This is a genomic window from Streptomyces sp. NPDC031418, assembly GCF_055581605.1.
In genome coordinates this window covers 59,845-77,346 of sequence record NZ_JBVIJC010000015.1, presented here as the reverse complement: position 1 = coordinate 77,346, position 17,502 = coordinate 59,845, and the positions used below count along the sequence as shown (strand labels likewise).

The following is a 17,502-nucleotide window of genomic DNA, read 5'->3' as shown; positions in this document are numbered from 1 at the left end:
TGGGCGCCATGCTGCATCTGCGCCTGATCACCCCCTCCGACACGACGGACGAGGTGGTGCGGCTGATCGAGAAGACGGTCGGCACCGCCCACCTCGTCGTCCTGCCGGGAGCCGCCCGCAATCCCGTCGGCGACGTGGTGCTCTGCGACGTCGCCCGCGAGGCCGGCGACGAACTCCTCACCGAGCTGCGCCGCCTGGAGCTGGACCGCACCGGCTCCATCGCGGTGGAGAACATCGACCTGTCGCTGTCCCGCCGGGCCGACAAGGCGGAACAGGAGGCGCCGGGCGAGGGCGCGGACGCCGTGCTGTGGGAGGGGCTGACGGACGCCACGCACGAGGAGTCCACGCTCTCCGTCACCTACGTCGCGTTCCTGGCCGTGGCCACCATGCTCGCCGCCTGCGGTGTGATGCTGGACAACGCGATCCTGATCGTGGGCGCGATGGCGGTCGGCCCGGAGTTCGGTCCGCTCGCGGGCATCTCCACGGCCCTGGTGCAGCGGGCCCCGGCCCTGGTGGCGCGGTCGCTGTGGGCGCTACTGGCCGGATTCGCCGCCGCGATGGTGCTGACGGCGGGCTTCAGCTGGCTGATGGACCAGCTGGGGTACTTCGACCGCTCCATGGTGGAGGCGGCCCGCCCGAACACCGGGTTCATCTGGAAACCGGACGCGATGTCCTTCGTCGTGGCCTTCCTGGCCGGCATCGCCGGAACCCTGTCCCTCACGTCCGCGAAGTCCGGTGCGCTGATCGGCGTGGCGATCTCGGTGACCACGGTTCCGGCGGCGGCGAACGCGGCGGTGGCCCTCAGCTACACCGACTACTCCCAGACCTGGGGCTCGACCTGGCAGCTCCTCGCCAACCTCGGCGGCATCGTACTGGCCGGCACCCTCACGCTGCTGGCCCAGAAGTGGTTCTGGGCCAGGCAGCGGGCACGTACCGCGAAGACCGGGAGCTTCTCGTAGTGCAGCGCGCGGTCCGGGCCGATGCGGCCACCGGGCCGTCACTGCCCACCGAGTCACTCCATGCCGGCTAGCCCAGCGCCGACTTCACCGCATCGGCCAGCCGGCCGGCGACCGAGCGGGCCTGCTCGATGTCCGCGGCCTCGACCATCACCCGCACCAGCGGCTCGGTCCCCGAGGGACGCAGCAGCACCCGCCCGGTGTGGCCCAGCTCCCGCTCGGCCTCGGTGACGGCTGCGGCCAGGTCGCCGGACGTCTTCACCCGCGACTTGTCCACGTCCGGCACGTTGATGAGCACCTGCGGCAGCCGCTCCATCACCGACGCCAGCTCGCGCAGCGACCGCCCGGTCTCCGCGACCCGCGCCGCCAGCAGCAGCCCGGTCAGCGTGCCGTCCCCGGTCGTCGCGTGATCGAGGATGATCACGTGCCCGGACTGCTCGCCGCCGAGCGCGTACCCGTGCTCCTTCATCTCCTCGAGCACATAGCGGTCGCCCACGGCCGTCTGCACCAGCTGGATCCCGGCCCGCTCCATCGCCAGCTTGAAGCCCAGGTTGGACATCACCGTGGCGACGACCGTGTCGCTGCGCAGCGCCGACCGCTCCCGCATCGCCAGCGCCAGGACGGCGAGGATCTGGTCGCCGTCCACCTCGGCGCCGGTGTGGTCCACGGCCAGGCACCGGTCGGCGTCACCGTCGTGCGCGACCCCGAAGTCCGCGCCGTGCTCCACGACCGCGGCCTTCAGCCGGTCCAGATGGGTCGAACCGCAACCGTCGTTGATGTTGAGCCCGTCCGGCTCGGCGCCGATCGTCACGACCTGGGCACCGGCCCGCGCGAACACCTCCGGCGAGACCCCCGAGGCCGCGCCGTGCGCTTCGTCCAGGACGATCTTCAGTCCGTCGAGCCGGTTGGGCAGCACCGACAGCAGATGGCCGACGTACTGCTCGAAACCCTCGTCGTAGGGCCGGACGCGGCCCACCCCGGCGCCCGTCGGGCGCTCCCAGGGCTCACCGTGGCGGTGCGACTCGTAGACCGCCTCGATCCGGTCCTCCAGCTCGTCGGCGAGCTTGTGGCCGCCGCGGGCGAAGAACTTGATGCCGTTGTCCGGCATGGCGTTGTGGCTGGCGGACAGCATCACGCCCAGGTCGGCACCGAGCGCACCGGTCAGGTACGCGACCGCCGGGGTCGGCAGCACGCCGACCGTCAGGACGTCGACGCCCGCGCTCGCCAGACCGGCGACCACGGCCGCCTCCAGGAACTCCCCGGACGCCCGCGGGTCCCGTCCGACCACGGCTTTCGGCTTGTGGCCCGCGAAGGTGCCCGCCTCGGCCAGCACATGCGCCGCGGCGACGGAGAGGCCGAGCGCCATCTCGGCCGTCAGATCCGCGTTGGCGACACCGCGCACGCCGTCCGTGCCGAAGAGTCGTCCCACTTGTCCTCCATCCGATCACACAAGCCGGTCACACAAGCCTCTGAGCGCCTGAACGTCTTGTGTCGTTATACGCCCTTGGCTTGGATAAACGAACGCCCCGACGGCACAAGTGGCGTGCCGCCGGGGCGTTCGGAGTACGCAGGGGCCGAAGCCCGTACACGTACGAGCAGGCAGCGAAGCTTAGCGCTTGCTGTACTGCGGAGCCTTGCGGGCCTTCTTCAGACCGGCCTTCTTGCGCTCGACCGCACGGTCGTCGCGCTTCAGGAAGCCGGCCTTCTTCAGCGGGCCGCGGTTGTTGTCGACGTCGGCCTCGTTCAGCGCACGGGCGACACCGAGACGGAGCGCACCGGCCTGACCGGAGACACCGCCACCCGCGATGCGGGCGATGACGTCGTAGCGGCCCTCCAGCTCGAGCACCTTGAAGGGCTCGTTGACTTCCTGCTGGTGCACCTTGTTCGGGAAGTAGTCCTCGAGGGTGCGGCCGTTGATCTTCCACTTGCCGGTGCCCGGAACGATCCGGACGCGGGCAATGGCGTTCTTACGGCGGCCCAGGCCGGCAGCCGGCTGGGGCTCACCGAAGCGCGAGGCGAGGGACTCGGAGGTGTACTCACCCTCCACCGGAACCTCGGACTCGGTGGTGTAGCTGTCGATGTCAAGCTCTTCGAGCGGCTGCTCGGCAGTGGTCTCGGCCACGATTCTCCTCAGATTCTCTTCAGTCTTAGGGGGTGGCCGGACTTACTGCGCGACCTGGGTGATCTCGAACGGCACCGGCTGCTGGGCAGCGTGCGGGTGCTGGTCACCCTTGTAGACCTTCAGCTTCGAGAGCATCTGACGGCCCAGGGAGTTCTTGGGGAGCATGCCCTTGACGGCCTTCTCGATCGCCTTCTCAGGGTTCTTGTCGAGAAGCTCGTCGTAGCGGACGGAACGCAGACCACCCGGGTAGCCGGAGTGGCGGTACGCCATCTTCTGGGTCCGCTTGTTGCCGGACAGGTGCACCTTGTCGGCGTTGATGATGATGACGAAGTCACCAGCGTCGACGTGCGGCGCGTAGATCGGCTTGTGCTTGCCCCGGAGGAGGGTCGCAGCAGTGGTGGCGAGACGGCCCAGGACGACGTCCTGAGCGTCGATGACGTGCCACTGGCGCGTCACATCGCCGGGCTTGGGGCTGTACGTACGCACGGTTCGTAGCCTTCGCTTCGAGTGAATGGTCCTGAACAGGTCACCGAAACGATCACGACAGCCTTGACCGCACTGCGGTGACGCAAACCGCGTGCTGGTCGCTGGTCATCGGCCCGGTGGACCGGTGTAAGGGCCCGTCCCGTGAGAATGAGCAAGCCAATACACAACGAAGAAGCAGGTTACCTGGCTGGCCCCGGACGGGTCAAAACGAGGCAGGCCGTACGACGGACCCCGCACCACACGCCCCCCGTCTAAGATGCGCCCCATGAGTTACGGGCAGGGGGGACCCCAGTCTCAGTGGGATCCCTGGAAACCTCAATCCCAGCAGCCGTGGAACAGCGGCGGCGACGACGGGACTCCCGACTGGGCCGCGCTGGCGGAGGCCTCGGAGACCCGCACCAAACGCCGCAAGGTGCTGTTCATAGCCGGCGGCGCGCTCGCCACGGTCGCCATCGGCGCCGTCGTGGCCATGGCCGTCGTCAACGCCAACAAGCACGACGACCCGGTGGCCGGCCCCACAGGCGGCCCCCATGGAGGCTCACTGCCCAGCGGCTCGGCCACCCCCTCCTTCGCGCCCACCAGCGCCCCGCCGCCACTGGACCCGAAGGAGTTCATCTCCAGCGCCAAGAAGGACACCGCCCCGCTCAGCGCCGACACCCTCTTCCCGGGCACCCGGCTGACCGAGAACGGGACGGTGTACAAGAAGGGCCTCACGGCCGACACCACCCGCTGCACCACGGCCGCCGGCGGCACCCTGCCCAAGATCCTCACCGCCAACGGCTGCACCCGGCTGCTCCGCGCCACCTACACCGACGGCTCCGGCATCGCGGTCACCGTCGGCGTCGCCGTCTTCGACGACCAGGCGCAGGCCACCAAGGTCAACAAGCAGGCCACCAAGAACGCCATGGTCCGCTCCCTGCCCGGCAAGGGGGTCAAGGACTTCTGCGACTCCGCGGTCTGCCTGACCACGACGAACGCCGTCGGCCGCTACGCCTACTTCACCACCAGCGGCTTCACCAGCGGCAAGAACGTCACCGACAAGGACACCAAGGTCTTCCGCGTCAGCAAGGACCTCCAGCAGTTCATCTTCAACCAGATCTACCGGCGCGGTCAGGCCCAGGCCTCGGCGGCCGCCAACCAGTAGGTCAGCAGCACCCCGCCGACGGCAGCGAGCGCTTGTTCCGCGCCTCCCTGCTGCGCGCCGCCAGCAGCTCGTCGGCGGGGTAGCCGACCTCCTCCAGGGTCAGCCCGTGCGGCCGTACGACATGGACGGCCGAGTCCCGCACCCCCGCGGCCAGCACCTTCCCGGGCCACTCGGGATCCCGGTGCCCGTCCCCCACGAACAGCAGCGCCCCGATCAGCGAGCGCACCATGTTGTGGCAGAACGCGTCGGCCCGCACGGTGGCGGTGACGATCCCGTCGGCGCCCCGCTCCAGGCTCAGCTGCTGCAAGGTGCGGATGGTGGTCGCGCCCTCCCGCTTCTTGCAGTACGCGGCGAAGTCGTGCTCCCCGAGCAGCGCCCGCGCGGCCTCGTTCATGGCGTCCACGTCGAGCGGCCAGTCGTGCCACAGGACGTGGTTGCGCAGCAGCGGGTCCACTCCGCCGGGGTTGTCGGTCACCCGGTACGCGTACCGCCGCCAGATCGCCGAGAAGCGTGCGTTGAAGCCGCTGGGCGCCTCCCGCAGCGCCCACACCCGCACATCCTTGGGCAGCCGCCCGGCCAGCCGCTTGAGCAGCTTCTCGTGATGCTCGCGCCAGACCGCCTCGGGCAGATCGACATGCGCCACCTGCCCCCGCGCATGCACCCCGGCATCGGTCCGGCCGGCCACGGTCAGGTCGTAGTTCTCCCGGGACCGGGTGACGGTCCGCAGCGCATCCTCGATCTCGCCCTGCACCGTCCGCTTGCAGCCGGCCTGCTTGGCCCAGCCGTGGAAGTCCGTGCCGTCGTAGGACAGGTCGAGGCGGACACGTACGAACCCGGGCTGTACTTCTTCGCTCACGTGCACATCCTCTCAAGTACGCGAAAGCGGGCCCGCCCCGTAGGGCGGACCCGCTCAGGCGTCAGGCAGAGCCTCAGGCCTCGGTGGCCTCGTCCGCGGCCGGAGCCGCGTCCTCGACCTTGGTCTCCTCGACCTTGGTCTCCTCGGCCTCCTTGACCGCACGCTTGGTGGCGGCCTCGGCCTCACCCACGGCGGTCTGCTGCACCGTCAGCGCCTCGACCAGCTCGATGACGGCCATGGGCGCGTTGTCGCCACGGCGGTTACCGATCTTGGTGATGCGGGTGTAACCACCGGGACGGTTCTCGTAGCGCGGGCCGATCTCGGCGAAGAGCGTGTGGACGACGCTCTTGTCCGTGATGACCTGGAGCACCTGACGGCGGTTGTGAAGGTCGCCCTTCTTCGCCTTGGTGATCAGACGCTCGGCGTACGGGCGCAGGCGGCGGGCCTTCGCCTCGGTGGTGGTGATATGGCCGTGCTCGAAGAGGCTCTTCGCCAGGTTGGCGAGGAGCAGCTTCTCGTGCGCGGCGCTGCCGCCCAGACGGGCACCCTTGGTGGGCTTCGGCATGTTCATTCTCCTGTGTGTCTGCCCCGGCCGTGTCAGGTACCGGGGTCAGGAACCCGATGAGCGGATGCTCACCGGCAACGACCGGTCAGTACGGTCAGTACTGCTCGGTCTCCACGAAACCCGCGTCCGCGTCGTCGTCGGCGCCGAAGGCGTCGGCAGCGGCCGTGGGGTCGAATCCGGGCGGGCTGTCCTTCAGGGCCAGGCCCATGCCGGCCAGCTTCGCCTTGACCTCGTCGATGGACTTCGCACCGAAGTTGCGGATGTCCAGGAGGTCGGCCTCGGAGCGGGCGACGAGCTCACCCACGGAGTGGATGCCCTCACGCTTGAGGCAGTTGTAGGAGCGGACCGTGAGCTCCAGCTCCTCGATCGGCAGCGCGAGGTCGGCGGCCAGGGCGGCGTCCGTCGGGGACGGGCCCATGTCGATGCCCTCGGCGTCGATGTTCAGCTCGCGGGCGAGACCGAACAGCTCGACCAGGGTCTTGCCGGCCGACGCCATGGCGTCACGCGGGCGCATGGCCTGCTTGGTCTCGACGTCGACGATCAGCTTGTCGAAGTCGGTGCGCTGCTCGACACGCGTGGCCTCGACCTTGTACGTGACCTTCAGCACCGGCGAGTAGATGGAGTCGACCGGGATACGGCCGATCTCCTGGCCCGCCTGCTTGTTCTGCACGGCAGAGACGTAACCGCGGCCGCGCTCGACCGTCAGCTCCATCTCCAGCTTGCCCTTGCCGTTGAGCGTGGCGAGGACGAGGTCGGGGTTGTGCACCTCGACACCGGCCGGGGGCGCGATGTCGGCGGCGGTGACCAGACCCGGGCCCTGCTTGCGCAGGTACATCACGACCGGCTCGTCGTGCTCCGAGGAGACGACCAGCTGCTTGATGTTGAGGATCAGGTCGGTGACGTCCTCCTTGACGCCCGGCACGGTGGTGAACTCGTGCAGGACGCCGTCGATGCGGATGCTGGTGACAGCAGCGCCGGGGATCGACGACAGGAGGGTGCGGCGGAGGGAGTTGCCGAGGGTGTAGCCGAAGCCCGGCTCCAGCGGCTCGATCACGAACCGGGAGCGGAACTCGTCGACGACCTCTTCGGTCAACGAGGGACGCTGAGCGATCAGCATGTGTGGATCAGATCCTTCATTCGTGGACGCCCGCTATTTGACGTCCGACGGAAACCGCGCCCATGAAAAGCGCGGGTACTGCAAGGGTACGGGCGATACGGCCCTTTTACGGAGCCGTACCGCCCGAAAAGCCCTGAAGCAGCCGGTGCGTCAGACGCGGCGGCGCTTCGGCGGGCGGCAGCCGTTGTGCGGGGTCGGGGTGACGTCCTGGATGGACCCGACCTCGAGGCCCGTGGCCTGGAGCGAGCGGATCGCGGTCTCACGACCGGAACCCGGGCCCTTCACGAACACGTCGACCTTGCGCATGCCGTGCTCCTGGGCGCGGCGGGCAGCCGACTCGGCGGCCATCTGCGCGGCGAACGGCGTGGACTTCCGGGAGCCCTTGAAGCCGACGTGGCCGGCGGAGGCCCAGGAGATCACGTTGCCGGACGGGTCCGTGATGGAGACGATCGTGTTGTTGAACGTGCTCTTGATGTGCGCGTGGCCGTGAGCGACGTTCTTCTTTTCCTTGCGGCGCACCTTCTTGGCAGCGCCCTGACGACCCTTGGGGGGCATCTATAACTCCTACGGGAGGTGGTCGGTCCTACAGCGAAGACCGCTGGACGGCGAGTCCGCTGCGGACTACTTCTTGCCCGGCTTCTTCTTGCCGGCGATGGCGCGACGCGGGCCCTTGCGGGTGCGGGCGTTGGTGCTGGTGCGCTGACCGCGGACCGGCAGGCCGCGACGGTGACGGAGACCCTGGTAGCAGCCGATCTCGACCTTGCGGCGGATGTCGGCCTGGATCTCGCGACGGAGGTCACCCTCGGTCTTGATGTTGTTGTCGACGTACTCGCGGATCGCGACCAGCTGCTCTTCGGTCAGGTCACGAACGCGGGTGTTCGGGTCGACGCCGGTCGCAGCCAGCGTCTCCTTCGAGAGGGTCCGGCCGATGCCGAACACGTAGGTGAGGGCGACCTCCACGCGCTTTTCGCGCGGGATGTCAACACCGGAAACGCGTGCCATTCAATGGCTCCTGGTGATTCTTCGGAGGTCTTCCGCAGAACCGGATTCCCAGCCGCCGTATCAGGTACGAACTGGGTCCCCGGCCTCCGAACCGGGGGTGTCGAGCCATCTTCCGGCTCGGGTTCTGCGTATGAACATATTCAGCTCGCGTCGCGCGAATCTCTGCGATAGAGGTGCAGAGGGTTCAGGTCGTGCGTCAGCCCTGGCGCTGCTTGTGGCGCGGGTTCTCGCAGATGACCATGACCCGGCCGTGACGGCGGATCACCCTGCACTTGTCGCAGATCTTCTTGACGCTCGGCTTGACCTTCATTGGGTGAGGTTCTCCGGGTCAGTTGCCGGCGGCCCCGCGTCACCGCGGGACTGTGGGCAAGATCTACTTGTAGCGGTAGACGATCCGGCCACGCGTCAGGTCGTACGGAGACAGCTCCACCACGACCCGGTCGTCAGGGAGGATGCGGATGTAGTGCATACGCATCTTGCCGCTGATGTGTGCCAGGACCTGGTGGCCGTTCTGGAGCTCGACCTTGAACATGGCGTTCGGCAGAGACTCGACGACAGTGCCCTCGATCTCGATGGCACCTTGCTTCTTGGCCACGCTTCGCCCTTCGAATCGACTACCTTGATCGACTTTTGTCCCACTCCCACGCACGAAGGCATGAGGGTGCACAAGAGCCGACGAGTCAGTCTACGTCGGCACCCCGAGAAAGGCGAATCGAGAAAGTCTGCCCTACCCGGAAGATCACTAAGCGAGCGGATGTTCCCTTTGAGCGGCTGCGCCGACCGGCGGTCCCGGTCGGGCTCCCGGTCGGGCGGCGGATCAGGCCAGCGGGTCCGGTGCTGCCGTGACGCCGTACTCCGCCAGCTTCGCCTTGCCGCCGTCGGGGGCGGTCAGGACCAGGGGGCCTTCGTCGGTCAGGGCGACGGAGTGTTCCCAGTGGGAGGACCAGGTGCCGTCGGTCGTGATGACCGTCCAGTCGTCCTCGAGGACCTCGGTGCGCGGGGTGCCGAGGGAGACCATCGGCTCGATCGCGAGGCAGAAGCCGGAGACCAGCTTGGGGCCCTTGCCGCGGCGCCGGTCGACGTAGTTCAGCAGATGCGGGTCCATGTGCATCTCGGTGCCGATGCCGTGGCCGCCGTAGTCCTCGATGATGCCGTAGCGGCCGCCGCCCGGCTTGGGCTGGCGGCGGATGTAGGTCTCGATGGCCCGGGAGATGTCGACCAGGCGGTTGCCCTGCTTCATCGCCGCGATGCCGGCCCACATCGATTCCTCGGTGACACGGGACAGCTCGATCAGCTCCGGGGCGTGGCCCGAGCCGACGAAGGCCGTGTACGCGGCATCCCCGTGCCAGCCGTCCACGATCGCGCCGCAGTCGATGGAGATGATGTCGCCGTCCTTGAGGACCACCTCGTCGGACGGGATGCCGTGCACCACCACGTCGTTCACCGAGGTGCAGATGGTCGCCGGGAAGCCGCCGTACCCGAGGAAGTTCGACTTCGCGCCGTGCTCGGCGAGCACCTTGCGGGCGACCTCGTCCAGGTCCTTGGTGGTGGCGCCGGGCACCGCGGCCTCGCGGGTGGCCGCGTGGATGGCGGCGACGACCAGACCCGCCGCACGCATCTTGGCGATCTGCTCGGGCGTCTTGATCTGCACCATGGGGGCCTGCGCTCTCCGTCACTCACGTCGACTGGGTTACGTACACGAACACGTACGCACACAACACTACGGCCGCGGCGCCCGGGAGGGCACCGCGGCCGGAAGGACCGCGAACTGCTAGTGCTGGGCCTTCTCGCGCTTGAGCGCCTCCAGCGCCCGCTGCGTGATCTCGTCCACCGGGCCCAGGGCGGAGATCGTGACGACCAGGCCCTGCGCCTTGTAGTAGTCGATGATCGGCTCGGTCTGCGTGTGGTAGACCTCCAGCCGCGTGCGGACCGTCTCCTCGGAGTCGTCGTCACGCTGGTACAGCTCGCCGCCGCAGACGTCGCAGACGCCCTCCTGCTTCGGCTTGCTGTAGGTCACGTGGAAGACGTGCGAGGAGTCGTTGCGGCAGATGCGCCGGCCGGCGATCCGCTTGACGACCTCGTCCTCGGGGACCTCCAGGTCCAGCACCGCGTCCAGCGTGATGGCCTCGGTGCGGAGCAGCTCGTCCAGCGCCTCGGCCTGCTGCACGTTCCGCGGGAAGCCGTCCAGCAGGAAGCCGCCCTCGGCGTCCGGCTGCTCCATGCGGTCCTTGGCCATCGCGATGGTGACCTCGTCCGGGACCAGCTCACCCTTGTCCATGTAGGACTTGGCCAGCTTGCCCAGCTCGGTCTGCTGGCTGATGTTGGCGCGGAACAGGTCTCCCGTGGAGATGTGCGGGATGGCCAGCTTCTCGGCGAGACGGACGGCTTGCGTTCCCTTACCGGCGCCCGGCGGCCCGACGAGGACGATACGCATCAGCGGAGGAACCCTTCGTAATTGCGCTGCTGGAGCTGGCTCTCGATCTGCTTCACCGTCTCAAGACCCACACCCACGATGATCAGGATGCTGGTCCCGCCGAAGGGGAAGTTCTGGCTCGCCCCGAAGCCAACCAACGCCATCGTCGGTACGAGAGCGATCAGTCCCAGATACAGCGAACCCGGCCAGGTGATCCGGTTGAGCACGTAGCTCAGGTACTCAGCGGTCGGTCGGCCAGCCCGGATGCCCGGGATGAAGCCACCATACTTCTTCATGTTGTCGGCGACTTCCTCGGGGTTGAAGGAGATCGCCACATAGAAGAACGCGAAGAAAACGATGAGCAAGAAGTACAAAGTGATGTAAATCGGGTGGTCGCCCTTGGTGAGGTTCGTCTGGATCCATTGCTTCCAGTTCGAATTGCCCCCCGCGAACTGCGCCACGAGCGCCGGGATGTAGAGCAGCGAGGAGGCGAAGATGACGGGAATCACACCCGCCTGGTTCACCTTGAGCGGGATGTAGGTGGACGTACCACCGTAGGAACGGCGGCCGATCATGCGCTTCGCGTACTGGACCGGGACACGGCGCTGGGCCTGCTCGACGAAGACCACCAGCGCGACCATGACCAGGCCGACCAGGATGACCGTGCCGAACTCGATCCAACCGCCGGCCAGGGTGCCCTGCTTCTTGATGGCCCACAGCGCGGACGGGAAGGTCGCGGCGATCGAGATGAACATCAGGATCGACATGCCGTTGCCGATGCCGCGGTCGGTGATCAGCTCACCGAGCCACATCACCACGGCGGTGCCGGCGGTCATGCAGATGACCATGGTGATCGTCGTGAAGATCGCCTGGTCCGGGACGATGCTCGTGGCGACCGAGCAGCCGTTGAAGAGAGCGCCGCTGCGGGCGGTGGCGACCAGGCCGGTGCCCTGAAGGATCGCGAGGGCGACCGTCAGGTACCGGGTGTACTGCGTGATCTTCGCCGTACCGGCCTGGCCCTCCTTCTTCAGGGCTTCCAGACGCGGGATGACCACGGTCAGCAGCTGAAGAATGATGCTGGCCGTGATGTACGGCATGATGCCGAGCGCGAAGACCGTGATCTGGAGCAGGGCGCCACCACTGAACATGTTCACAAGGCCGAACAGGCCCTGGTTGCCCTGTGCCTCGGTCACACACTGCTGGACGGCCTTGTAGTTGACGCCGGGGATCGGGATGTGGGTACCGACCCGGTAGACCACGATGATGGCCAGCGTGAAGAGCAGCTTCTTGCGCAGGTCGGGCGTCCTGAACGCCCGGGCGAACGCGGTGAGCACGGTGCCTCCTGCGACCCCCGCGCAACTGCGTCAAGGGTGACGGTCTGAGGTTCGACGAATACGAAGAAAGAACAGTGCAGGCCACCTTACCGGCGACACTGCCCCCCTAGGAACGACCGACCGGGGATACCTCATTGTGAGGTATCCCCGGTCGGGTTCGTTTACGTCATCAAGCCGACGCCTGAGGGTGTCAGACGAGCTCGGTGACCGTGCCGCCGGCGGCGGTGATCTTCTCCTTGGCGGAACCGGAGACGGCGTCGACCGTCACCTGGAGCGCCACGGAGACCTCGCCCTGGCCGAGGACCTTGACGAGGCTGTTCTTGCGAACGGCACCCTTGGCCACCAGACCCTCGACGGTGACCTCGCCACCCTCGGGGTAGAGCGCGGCCAGCTTGTCGAGGTTCACGACCTGGTACTCGGTCTTGAACGGGTTCTTGAAGCCCTTCAGCTTCGGGAGGCGCATGTGGAGCGGCATCTGGCCACCCTCGAAGCGCTCCGGAACCTGGTAGCGGGCCTTGGTGCCCTTGGTACCACGACCGGCCGTCTTACCCTTCGACGCCTCACCACGACCCACACGGGTCTTGGCGGTCTTGGCGCCCGGGGCGGGACGGAGGTTGTGGATCTTCAGCGGGTTCTGCTCCGCCATGATCAGTCGACCTCCTCGACCGTCACGAGGTGGCGGACGGTGTGCACCATGCCGCGGAACTCGGGGCGGTCCTCCTTGACGACCTGCGTGTTGATGCCCTTGAGACCAAGGGACCGCAGGGTGTCGCGGTGGTTCTGCTTGCTGCCGATGTAGGACTTGACCTGCGTGATCTTGAGCTGCGCCATGATTACGCACCCGCCCCGGCACGCGCACGCAGCAGAGCCGCGGGAGCGACGTCCTCGAGCGGCAGACCACGGCGGGCCGCGATCTCCTCGGGACGCTGCAGGCCCTTCAGGGCCTCCACGGTCGCGTGCACGATGTTGATGGCGTTGTCGGAGCCGAGCGACTTCGACAGCACGTCGTGGATACCGGCGCACTCGAGCACGGCGCGCACCGGACCACCGGCGATAACACCGGTACCCGGGGACGCGGGCTTGAGCAGCACGACGCCGGCAGCCTTCTCACCCTGGATCGGGTGCGGGATGGTGCCCTGGATGCGGGGGACCTTGAAGAAGTGCTTCTTGGCCTCCTCAACGCCCTTGGCGATGGCGGCCGGCACCTCCTTGGCCTTGCCGTATCCGACACCCACGGTGCCGTCACCGTCGCCCACCACGACCAGCGCGGTGAAGCTGAAGCGACGACCACCCTTCACAACCTTGGCGACGCGGTTGATCGCGACGACGCGCTCAACGTACGCGGTCTTCTCGGCGGCAGCAGCGCCGCCGTCACGGCCCTTCCGGTCCCGCCGCTCGCCGCCACCGGCACCGCTACCGCGGCGCTGGGGTCCAGCCATTGGATTACCTCTCTCTTTCCGCTAGCTACAAGCGGCTCAGAACTTGAGCCCGGCCTCGCGGGCGGCGTCCGCCAGGGCGGCGATGCGCCCGGCGTACTGGTTGCCACCTCGGTCGAACACGACGGCCTCGACACCGGCGGCCTTGGCACGCTCGGCGACCAGGGCGCCGACCTGCTTGGCCTGCGCGGACTTGTCGCCCTCGCCACCGCGGATCGAGCTGTCCAGCGTGGACGCCGACGCCAGGGTGTGGCCCTTGAGGTCGTCGATCACCTGCGCCACGATGTGGCGGTTGGAGCGGGTCACGACCAGACGGGGACGCTCCGCGGTACCCGAGATCCGCTTGCGGATCCGGATGTGACGGCGCTTGATCGCGGCGCGCTTGTAGGCGTCACCCTTGAGGATCTTCTGCCCGTATGCCATGGCTTACTTACCCGCCTTTCCGACCTTGCGGCGGATGACTTCGCCCTCGTACTTGACACCCTTGGCCTTGTACGGGTCGGGCTTGCGCAGCTTGCGGATGTTGGCCGCAACCTCGCCGACCTTCTGCTTGTCGATGCCCTCGACCTGGAAGCGGGTCGGGGTCTCCACCTTGAAGGTGATTCCCTCGGGCGCCTCGACGGTGATCGGGTGGCTGTAGCCGAGCGCGAACTCGAGGTTCGAGCCCTTGGCGGTCACGCGGTAACCGACACCACTGATCTCGAGCTTCTTCACGTAACCCTGGGTCACGCCGGTGATCATGTTCGCCACCAGCGTGCGGGACAGGCCGTGGAGGGCCTTGTTCTGACGCTCGTCGTTGGGGCGGGTCACCTGGAGGGTGCCGTCCTCGTTCTTGACGATCTCGATCGGCGCCACGACGGTGTGAGTCAGCGTGCCCTTGGGCCCCTTGACCGAAACCGTGCTGCCGTCGATGGTGACGTCCACGCCGGCGGGAACCGCGATGGGGAGCTTGCCGATACGCGACATAGCTGTTTCCTCCGTTCCCTTCTGCTACCAGACGTAGGCGAGGACTTCCCCGCCCACGCCCTTCTTGCCGGCCTGCTTGTCGGTGAGGAGCCCGTGCGACGTGGAGATGATCGCCACGCCGAGGCCGCCCAGCACCTTGGGCAGGTTGGTGGACTTCGCGTACACCCGGAGACCGGGCTTGGAGATCCGCTTGATGCCCGCGATGGAGCGCTCACGGTTCGGGCCGAACTTCAGCTCGAGGGTGAGGTTCTTGCCCACCTCGGCGTCCTCGACGCGCCAGCCCGTGATGAAGCCCTCCTGCTGGAGGATCTCCGCGATGTGAGACTTGATCTTGGAAGCCGGCATCGTCACGGTGTCGTGGTACGCCGAGTTCGCGTTCCGCAGACGCGTCAGCATGTCTGCGATCGGATCAGTCATGGTCATGAATTGGCCTGTGGCCTTTCTCGCCGGGGTTTCCTATATGCGCCATCCCTCTCCCCGTACTTCGAAGACGGGACGGGTGCGGCGCGGGGACCTACGGCGTAGTAAGTCGTTCAGGGCGGCAGAGGCCCAACCCTCCTAGCCTAAGCCATGAGGGGTGGCACCCCTGCCGTCCCGGTTGCTTACCGAGAGGTCCAGGAATCCCTAAAAAGCAGGGATTACCAGGAGCTCTTGGTCACGCCCGGCAGCTCGCCACGGTGAGCCATCTCACGAAGGCACACGCGGCAGAGGCCGAACTTGCGGTACACGGAGTGCGGACGGCCGCAGCGCTGGCAGCGCGTGTAGCCACGCACACCGAACTTGGGCTTGCGAGCAGCCTTAGCGATCAGAGCCTTCTTCGCCATCTCGCTCACGCCTCCTTGAAGGGGAAGCCGAGGTGACGAAGGAGCGCACGGCCCTCAGCGTCGTTGGTCGCCGTGGTCACCACGGTGATGTCCATACCCCGGACGCGGTCGATCTTGTCCTGGTCGATCTCGTGGAACATGACCTGCTCCGTGAGACCGAAGGTGTAGTTGCCACGGCCGTCGAACTGCTTGGGGGACAGGCCGCGGAAGTCGCGGATGCGCGGCAGCGCGAGCGACAGGGTGCGGTCCAGGAACTCCCACATGCGGTCGCCACGGAGCGTGACGTGGGCACCGATCGGCTGACCCTCGCGCAGCTTGAACTGCGCGATGGACTTGCGGGCCTTGGTGACGGCCGGCTTCTGACCGGTGATGGTGGTCAGGTCGCGGATCGCGCCCTCGATCAGCTTCGAGTCACGGGCGGCGTCGCCGACACCCATGTTGACCACGATCTTGACGAGGCCGGGAACCTGCATGACGTTCTCGTACTTGAACTCGTCACGCAGCTTGCCCGCGATCTCCTCGCGGTACTTCTGCTTCAGACGCGGAGTGGTGGTGGTAGCCATCAGATGTCCTCACCCGTCCGCTTGGCAACGCGGATCTTGTTGCCCTCTTCGTCGAAGCGGTAGCCGACACGCGTGACGACCTTCTTGCCGTCCTGCTCCACGACCAGCTGGACGTTGGAGACGTGGATCGGCGCCTCGGTCGTAACGATGCCACCGGCCTGCGAACCGCGAGCGGTCGGACCGGCCTTGGTGTGCTTCTTGACCCGGTTGACACCCTCGACCAGGACACGCTCCTCGCGCGGGTAAGCGGCAATGACCTTGCCCTGCTTGCCCTTGTCCTTACCGGTGATGACCTGGACCAGGTCGCCCTTCTTGATCTTCATGCTTACAGCACCTCCGGCGCGAGCGAGATGATCTTCATGAACTTCTTCTCGCGCAGCTCACGGCCGACCGGGCCGAAGATGCGGGTGCCGCGAGGGTCGCCGTCGTTCTTCAGAATGACGGCGGCGTTCTCGTCGAAGCGGATGTACGAGCCGTCCGGACGGCGGCGCTCCTTGACGGTGCGAACGATGACCGCCTTGACGACGTCACCCTTCTTCACGTTGCCACCGGGGATCGCGTCCTTGACGGTGGCGACGATGACGTCACCGATGCCCGCGTAGCGGCGACCGGAGCCACCGAGCACACGGATGCAAAGGATCTCCTTCGCACCAGTGTTGTCGGCGACGCGCAGTCGCGACTCCTGCTGGATCACGTCTATCTCCTGTTTGTCTGCCGGTTCCCGGCAGGGGCCCTGTTACGAGCCCCTGCCGAGCCTGGCGGAACTGACCTGCGGGTTTTCCCCGCAGGAATTACTTGGCCTTCTCGAGGATCTCGACGACGCGCCAGCGCTTCGTCGCGGACAGCGGCCGGGTCTCCATCAGGAGGACGCGGTCGCCGACACCCGCAGCGTTCTGCTCGTCGTGCGCCTTGAGCTTGTTCGTACGGCGGATGACCTTGCCGTACAGCGCGTGCTTCACGCGGTCCTCGACGGCGACGACGACGGTCTTGTCCATCTTGTCGCTGACGACGAGACCCTCACGGGTCTTGCGGAAGCCGCGGGCCTCTGCGTTCTCAGTCACGTTGCTCTCGCTCATGCGTTCTCCACCGTTTCGATGCCCAGCTCACGCTCGCGCATCAGGGTGTAGATCCGCGCGATGTCCTTACGGACGGCCTTCAGCCGACCGTGGTTTTCGAGCTGACCCGTGGCCGCCTGGAAGCGGAGGTTGAACAGCTCTTCCTTGGCCTCGCGGAGCTTCGCCAGAAGCTCCTCGTTGCCCAGCTCGCGCAGCTCGGACGCCTTGGTACCGGCCGACATCACGCTTCACCTGCCTCGCGCTTGACGATCCGGCACTTCATCGGCAGCTTGTGGGCCGCACGAGTCAGCGCCTCACGGGCGATCTTCTCGTTGGGGTACGACAGCTCGAACATCACACGTCCGGGCTTGACGTTGGCGATCCACCACTCCGGAGAACCCTTACCGGAACCCATGCGGGTCTCGGCAGGCTTCTTGGTGAGGGGACGGTCCGGGTAGATGTTGATCCAGACCTTGCCGCCACGCTTGATGTGGCGGGTCATCGCGATACGAGCCGCCTCGATCTGGCGGTTCGTCACGTAGGCCGGGGTCAGCGCCTGGATGCCGTACTCGCCGAACGCAACCTGCGTGCCACCCTTGGACATACCGTTGCGCTTCGGGTGGTGCTGCTTGCGGTGCTTGACCCTACGGGGGATCAGCATGA

At 67.1% G+C, this 17,502-nt stretch carries 28 protein-coding genes; 2 read left to right on the top strand and 26 right to left on the bottom strand.

Annotation, left to right across the window (positions count from 1 at the left end; all coding sequences use genetic code 11):
* Nucleotides 1-8 precede the first annotated feature (8 nt).
* Nucleotides 9-959: a DUF389 domain-containing protein gene (locus ACZ5CZ_RS23055; RefSeq protein WP_385843363.1), complete on the top strand. Its 951-nt coding sequence runs from the start codon at nt 9-11 to the stop codon at nt 957-959.
* Nucleotides 960-1,026: 67 nt separating this feature from the next.
* Here ACZ5CZ_RS23055 and glmM read toward each other — a convergent pair whose 3' ends face one another.
* The 3 genes from glmM to rplM form a co-directional block, all read right to left on the bottom strand.
* On the bottom strand, nt 1,027-2,385 hold the full coding sequence (gene glmM / locus ACZ5CZ_RS23050) for a phosphoglucosamine mutase (protein WP_467546105.1): 1,359 nt from the start codon (nt 2,383-2,385) through the stop codon (nt 1,027-1,029).
* A 180-nt stretch (nt 2,386-2,565) separates the two neighbouring features.
* Nucleotides 2,566-3,078, bottom strand: coding sequence for a 30S ribosomal protein S9 (rpsI, locus tag ACZ5CZ_RS23045; RefSeq protein ID WP_103812805.1), 513 nt, complete (start codon nt 3,076-3,078; stop codon nt 2,566-2,568).
* Nucleotides 3,079-3,120: 42 nt separating this feature from the next.
* Entirely contained in the window at nt 3,121-3,564 is a 444-nt protein-coding gene (gene rplM, locus ACZ5CZ_RS23040) for a 50S ribosomal protein L13 (RefSeq protein WP_014674395.1), read from the bottom strand.
* 265 nt (nt 3,565-3,829) lie between these two features.
* Here rplM and ACZ5CZ_RS23035 point away from each other — a divergent pair, with 265 nt between their 5' ends.
* The gene (locus ACZ5CZ_RS23035; RefSeq protein WP_468945528.1) at nt 3,830-4,708 is read left to right on the top strand and encodes a hypothetical protein; all 879 of its coding nucleotides are present in this window, start codon (nt 3,830-3,832) and stop codon (nt 4,706-4,708) included.
* A gap of 1 nt (nt 4,709) precedes the next feature.
* On the opposite strand, the gene truA is transcribed toward ACZ5CZ_RS23035, so the two are convergent.
* From truA to rplP, 23 genes are all read right to left on the bottom strand, one after another.
* On the bottom strand, nt 4,710-5,564 hold the full coding sequence (truA, locus tag ACZ5CZ_RS23030) for a tRNA pseudouridine(38-40) synthase TruA (protein WP_468945525.1): 855 nt from the start codon (nt 5,562-5,564) through the stop codon (nt 4,710-4,712).
* Between the two features lie 73 nt (nt 5,565-5,637).
* On the bottom strand, nt 5,638-6,129 hold the full coding sequence (gene rplQ, locus ACZ5CZ_RS23025) for a 50S ribosomal protein L17 (protein WP_468945522.1): 492 nt from the start codon (nt 6,127-6,129) through the stop codon (nt 5,638-5,640).
* Between the two features lie 94 nt (nt 6,130-6,223).
* The gene (locus ACZ5CZ_RS23020) at nt 6,224-7,246 is read right to left on the bottom strand and encodes a DNA-directed RNA polymerase subunit alpha (RefSeq protein WP_024755423.1); all 1,023 of its coding nucleotides are present in this window, start codon (nt 7,244-7,246) and stop codon (nt 6,224-6,226) included.
* Between the two features lie 150 nt (nt 7,247-7,396).
* The gene (rpsK, locus tag ACZ5CZ_RS23015; protein ID WP_003956432.1) at nt 7,397-7,801 is read right to left on the bottom strand and encodes a 30S ribosomal protein S11; all 405 of its coding nucleotides are present in this window, start codon (nt 7,799-7,801) and stop codon (nt 7,397-7,399) included.
* 66 nt (nt 7,802-7,867) lie between these two features.
* Entirely contained in the window at nt 7,868-8,248 is a 381-nt protein-coding gene (gene rpsM, locus ACZ5CZ_RS23010; RefSeq protein WP_023547369.1) for a 30S ribosomal protein S13, read from the bottom strand.
* Between the two features lie 196 nt (nt 8,249-8,444).
* A complete protein-coding gene (gene rpmJ / locus ACZ5CZ_RS23005; RefSeq protein WP_003998809.1) occupies nt 8,445-8,558 on the bottom strand; it encodes a 50S ribosomal protein L36 in 114 nt (37 codons plus the stop codon).
* A gap of 63 nt (nt 8,559-8,621) precedes the next feature.
* A complete protein-coding gene (infA, locus tag ACZ5CZ_RS23000) occupies nt 8,622-8,843 on the bottom strand; it encodes a translation initiation factor IF-1 (protein ID WP_003948620.1) in 222 nt (73 codons plus the stop codon).
* A 222-nt stretch (nt 8,844-9,065) separates the two neighbouring features.
* The gene (gene map / locus ACZ5CZ_RS22995; protein WP_385843358.1) at nt 9,066-9,902 is read right to left on the bottom strand and encodes a type I methionyl aminopeptidase; all 837 of its coding nucleotides are present in this window, start codon (nt 9,900-9,902) and stop codon (nt 9,066-9,068) included.
* Nucleotides 9,903-10,019: 117 nt separating this feature from the next.
* Complete coding sequence (locus ACZ5CZ_RS22990) at nt 10,020-10,682, bottom strand: adenylate kinase (protein ID WP_385843357.1); 663 nt, start codon at nt 10,680-10,682, stop codon at nt 10,020-10,022.
* Nucleotides 10,682-11,995, bottom strand: coding sequence for a preprotein translocase subunit SecY (gene secY, locus ACZ5CZ_RS22985; RefSeq protein ID WP_385843356.1), 1,314 nt, complete (start codon nt 11,993-11,995; stop codon nt 10,682-10,684). Before secY ends, ACZ5CZ_RS22990 begins: the two co-directional genes overlap by 1 nt.
* A 190-nt stretch (nt 11,996-12,185) precedes the next feature.
* Entirely contained in the window at nt 12,186-12,641 is a 456-nt protein-coding gene (rplO, locus tag ACZ5CZ_RS22980) for a 50S ribosomal protein L15 (protein WP_030745257.1), read from the bottom strand.
* A 2-nt stretch (nt 12,642-12,643) separates the two neighbouring features.
* On the bottom strand, nt 12,644-12,826 hold the full coding sequence (rpmD, locus tag ACZ5CZ_RS22975) for a 50S ribosomal protein L30 (protein WP_003974250.1): 183 nt from the start codon (nt 12,824-12,826) through the stop codon (nt 12,644-12,646).
* 2 nt (nt 12,827-12,828) lie between these two features.
* The gene (gene rpsE / locus ACZ5CZ_RS22970) at nt 12,829-13,434 is read right to left on the bottom strand and encodes a 30S ribosomal protein S5 (RefSeq protein WP_019753099.1); all 606 of its coding nucleotides are present in this window, start codon (nt 13,432-13,434) and stop codon (nt 12,829-12,831) included.
* Nucleotides 13,435-13,470: 36 nt separating this feature from the next.
* Nucleotides 13,471-13,854, bottom strand: a complete 384-nt coding sequence (rplR, locus tag ACZ5CZ_RS22965; protein ID WP_028420764.1) for a 50S ribosomal protein L18 — start codon at nt 13,852-13,854, stop codon at nt 13,471-13,473.
* 3 nt (nt 13,855-13,857) lie between these two features.
* Nucleotides 13,858-14,397 (bottom strand): 50S ribosomal protein L6, encoded by a 540-nt coding sequence (gene rplF / locus ACZ5CZ_RS22960; RefSeq protein WP_385843355.1) that lies wholly within the window; start codon nt 14,395-14,397, stop codon nt 13,858-13,860.
* 24 nt (nt 14,398-14,421) lie between these two features.
* The gene (gene rpsH / locus ACZ5CZ_RS22955; protein ID WP_100827756.1) at nt 14,422-14,820 is read right to left on the bottom strand and encodes a 30S ribosomal protein S8; all 399 of its coding nucleotides are present in this window, start codon (nt 14,818-14,820) and stop codon (nt 14,422-14,424) included.
* A gap of 215 nt (nt 14,821-15,035) precedes the next feature.
* Nucleotides 15,036-15,221 carry a type Z 30S ribosomal protein S14 gene (locus ACZ5CZ_RS22950; protein WP_003948630.1) on the bottom strand — a complete coding sequence of 62 codons (186 nt, stop codon included), beginning with the start codon at nt 15,219-15,221 and terminating at the stop codon, nt 15,036-15,038.
* Nucleotides 15,222-15,226: 5 nt separating this feature from the next.
* Entirely contained in the window at nt 15,227-15,784 is a 558-nt protein-coding gene (gene rplE / locus ACZ5CZ_RS22945) for a 50S ribosomal protein L5 (RefSeq protein WP_019753095.1), read from the bottom strand.
* Nucleotides 15,784-16,107 (bottom strand): 50S ribosomal protein L24, encoded by a 324-nt coding sequence (rplX, locus tag ACZ5CZ_RS22940; protein WP_385843354.1) that lies wholly within the window; start codon nt 16,105-16,107, stop codon nt 15,784-15,786. Before rplX ends, rplE begins: the two co-directional genes overlap by 1 nt.
* A 2-nt stretch (nt 16,108-16,109) precedes the next feature.
* A complete protein-coding gene (gene rplN, locus ACZ5CZ_RS22935; RefSeq protein ID WP_003998823.1) occupies nt 16,110-16,478 on the bottom strand; it encodes a 50S ribosomal protein L14 in 369 nt (122 codons plus the stop codon).
* A 97-nt stretch (nt 16,479-16,575) separates the two neighbouring features.
* The gene (gene rpsQ, locus ACZ5CZ_RS22930) at nt 16,576-16,860 is read right to left on the bottom strand and encodes a 30S ribosomal protein S17 (RefSeq protein WP_385843353.1); all 285 of its coding nucleotides are present in this window, start codon (nt 16,858-16,860) and stop codon (nt 16,576-16,578) included.
* Nucleotides 16,857-17,081 carry a 50S ribosomal protein L29 gene (gene rpmC / locus ACZ5CZ_RS22925; protein ID WP_007494763.1) on the bottom strand — a complete coding sequence of 75 codons (225 nt, stop codon included), beginning with the start codon at nt 17,079-17,081 and terminating at the stop codon, nt 16,857-16,859. The genes rpsQ and rpmC overlap by 4 nt, the downstream gene beginning before the upstream one ends.
* A complete protein-coding gene (rplP, locus tag ACZ5CZ_RS22920) occupies nt 17,081-17,500 on the bottom strand; it encodes a 50S ribosomal protein L16 (protein ID WP_009190136.1) in 420 nt (139 codons plus the stop codon). The genes rpmC and rplP overlap by 1 nt, the downstream gene beginning before the upstream one ends.
* Nucleotides 17,501-17,502 lie beyond the last annotated feature (2 nt).

Coding starts and splice junctions, on each gene's coding strand:
- rpsM (WP_023547369.1), bottom strand. CDS start 8,248: ATGGCACGCGTTTCCGGTGTTGACATCCCGCGCGAAAAGCGCGTGGAG.
- ACZ5CZ_RS23055 (WP_385843363.1), top strand. CDS start 9: ATGCTGCATCTGCGCCTGATCACCCCCTCCGACACGACGGACGAGGTG.
- rplF (WP_385843355.1), bottom strand. CDS start 14,397: ATGTCGCGTATCGGCAAGCTCCCCATCGCGGTTCCCGCCGGCGTGGAC.
- rpsH (WP_100827756.1), bottom strand. CDS start 14,820: ATGACCATGACTGATCCGATCGCAGACATGCTGACGCGTCTGCGGAAC.
- rpsE (WP_019753099.1), bottom strand. CDS start 13,434: ATGGCTGGACCCCAGCGCCGCGGTAGCGGTGCCGGTGGCGGCGAGCGG.
- ACZ5CZ_RS22950 (WP_003948630.1), bottom strand. CDS start 15,221: ATGGCGAAGAAGGCTCTGATCGCTAAGGCTGCTCGCAAGCCCAAGTTC.
- rplE (WP_019753095.1), bottom strand. CDS start 15,784: ATGGCTACCACCACCACTCCGCGTCTGAAGCAGAAGTACCGCGAGGAG.
- rpmC (WP_007494763.1), bottom strand. CDS start 17,081: ATGTCGGCCGGTACCAAGGCGTCCGAGCTGCGCGAGCTGGGCAACGAG.
- rplR (WP_028420764.1), bottom strand. CDS start 13,854: ATGGCATACGGGCAGAAGATCCTCAAGGGTGACGCCTACAAGCGCGCC.
- rplO (WP_030745257.1), bottom strand. CDS start 12,641: ATGGCGGAGCAGAACCCGCTGAAGATCCACAACCTCCGTCCCGCCCCG.
- ACZ5CZ_RS23020 (WP_024755423.1), bottom strand. CDS start 7,246: ATGCTGATCGCTCAGCGTCCCTCGTTGACCGAAGAGGTCGTCGACGAG.
- map (WP_385843358.1), bottom strand. CDS start 9,902: ATGGTGCAGATCAAGACGCCCGAGCAGATCGCCAAGATGCGTGCGGCG.
- rpsK (WP_003956432.1), bottom strand. CDS start 7,801: ATGCCCCCCAAGGGTCGTCAGGGCGCTGCCAAGAAGGTGCGCCGCAAG.
- rplX (WP_385843354.1), bottom strand. CDS start 16,107: ATGAAGATCAAGAAGGGCGACCTGGTCCAGGTCATCACCGGTAAGGAC.
- rpmD (WP_003974250.1), bottom strand. CDS start 12,826: ATGGCGCAGCTCAAGATCACGCAGGTCAAGTCCTACATCGGCAGCAAG.
- rplP (WP_009190136.1), bottom strand. CDS start 17,500: ATGCTGATCCCCCGTAGGGTCAAGCACCGCAAGCAGCACCACCCGAAG.
- rpsQ (WP_385843353.1), bottom strand. CDS start 16,860: ATGAGCGAGAGCAACGTGACTGAGAACGCAGAGGCCCGCGGCTTCCGC.
- ACZ5CZ_RS23035 (WP_468945528.1), top strand. CDS start 3,830: ATGAGTTACGGGCAGGGGGGACCCCAGTCTCAGTGGGATCCCTGGAAA.
- rpmJ (WP_003998809.1), bottom strand. CDS start 8,558: ATGAAGGTCAAGCCGAGCGTCAAGAAGATCTGCGACAAGTGCAGGGTG.
- rplQ (WP_468945522.1), bottom strand. CDS start 6,129: ATGCCGAAGCCCACCAAGGGTGCCCGTCTGGGCGGCAGCGCCGCGCAC.
- ACZ5CZ_RS22990 (WP_385843357.1), bottom strand. CDS start 10,682: ATGCGTATCGTCCTCGTCGGGCCGCCGGGCGCCGGTAAGGGAACGCAA.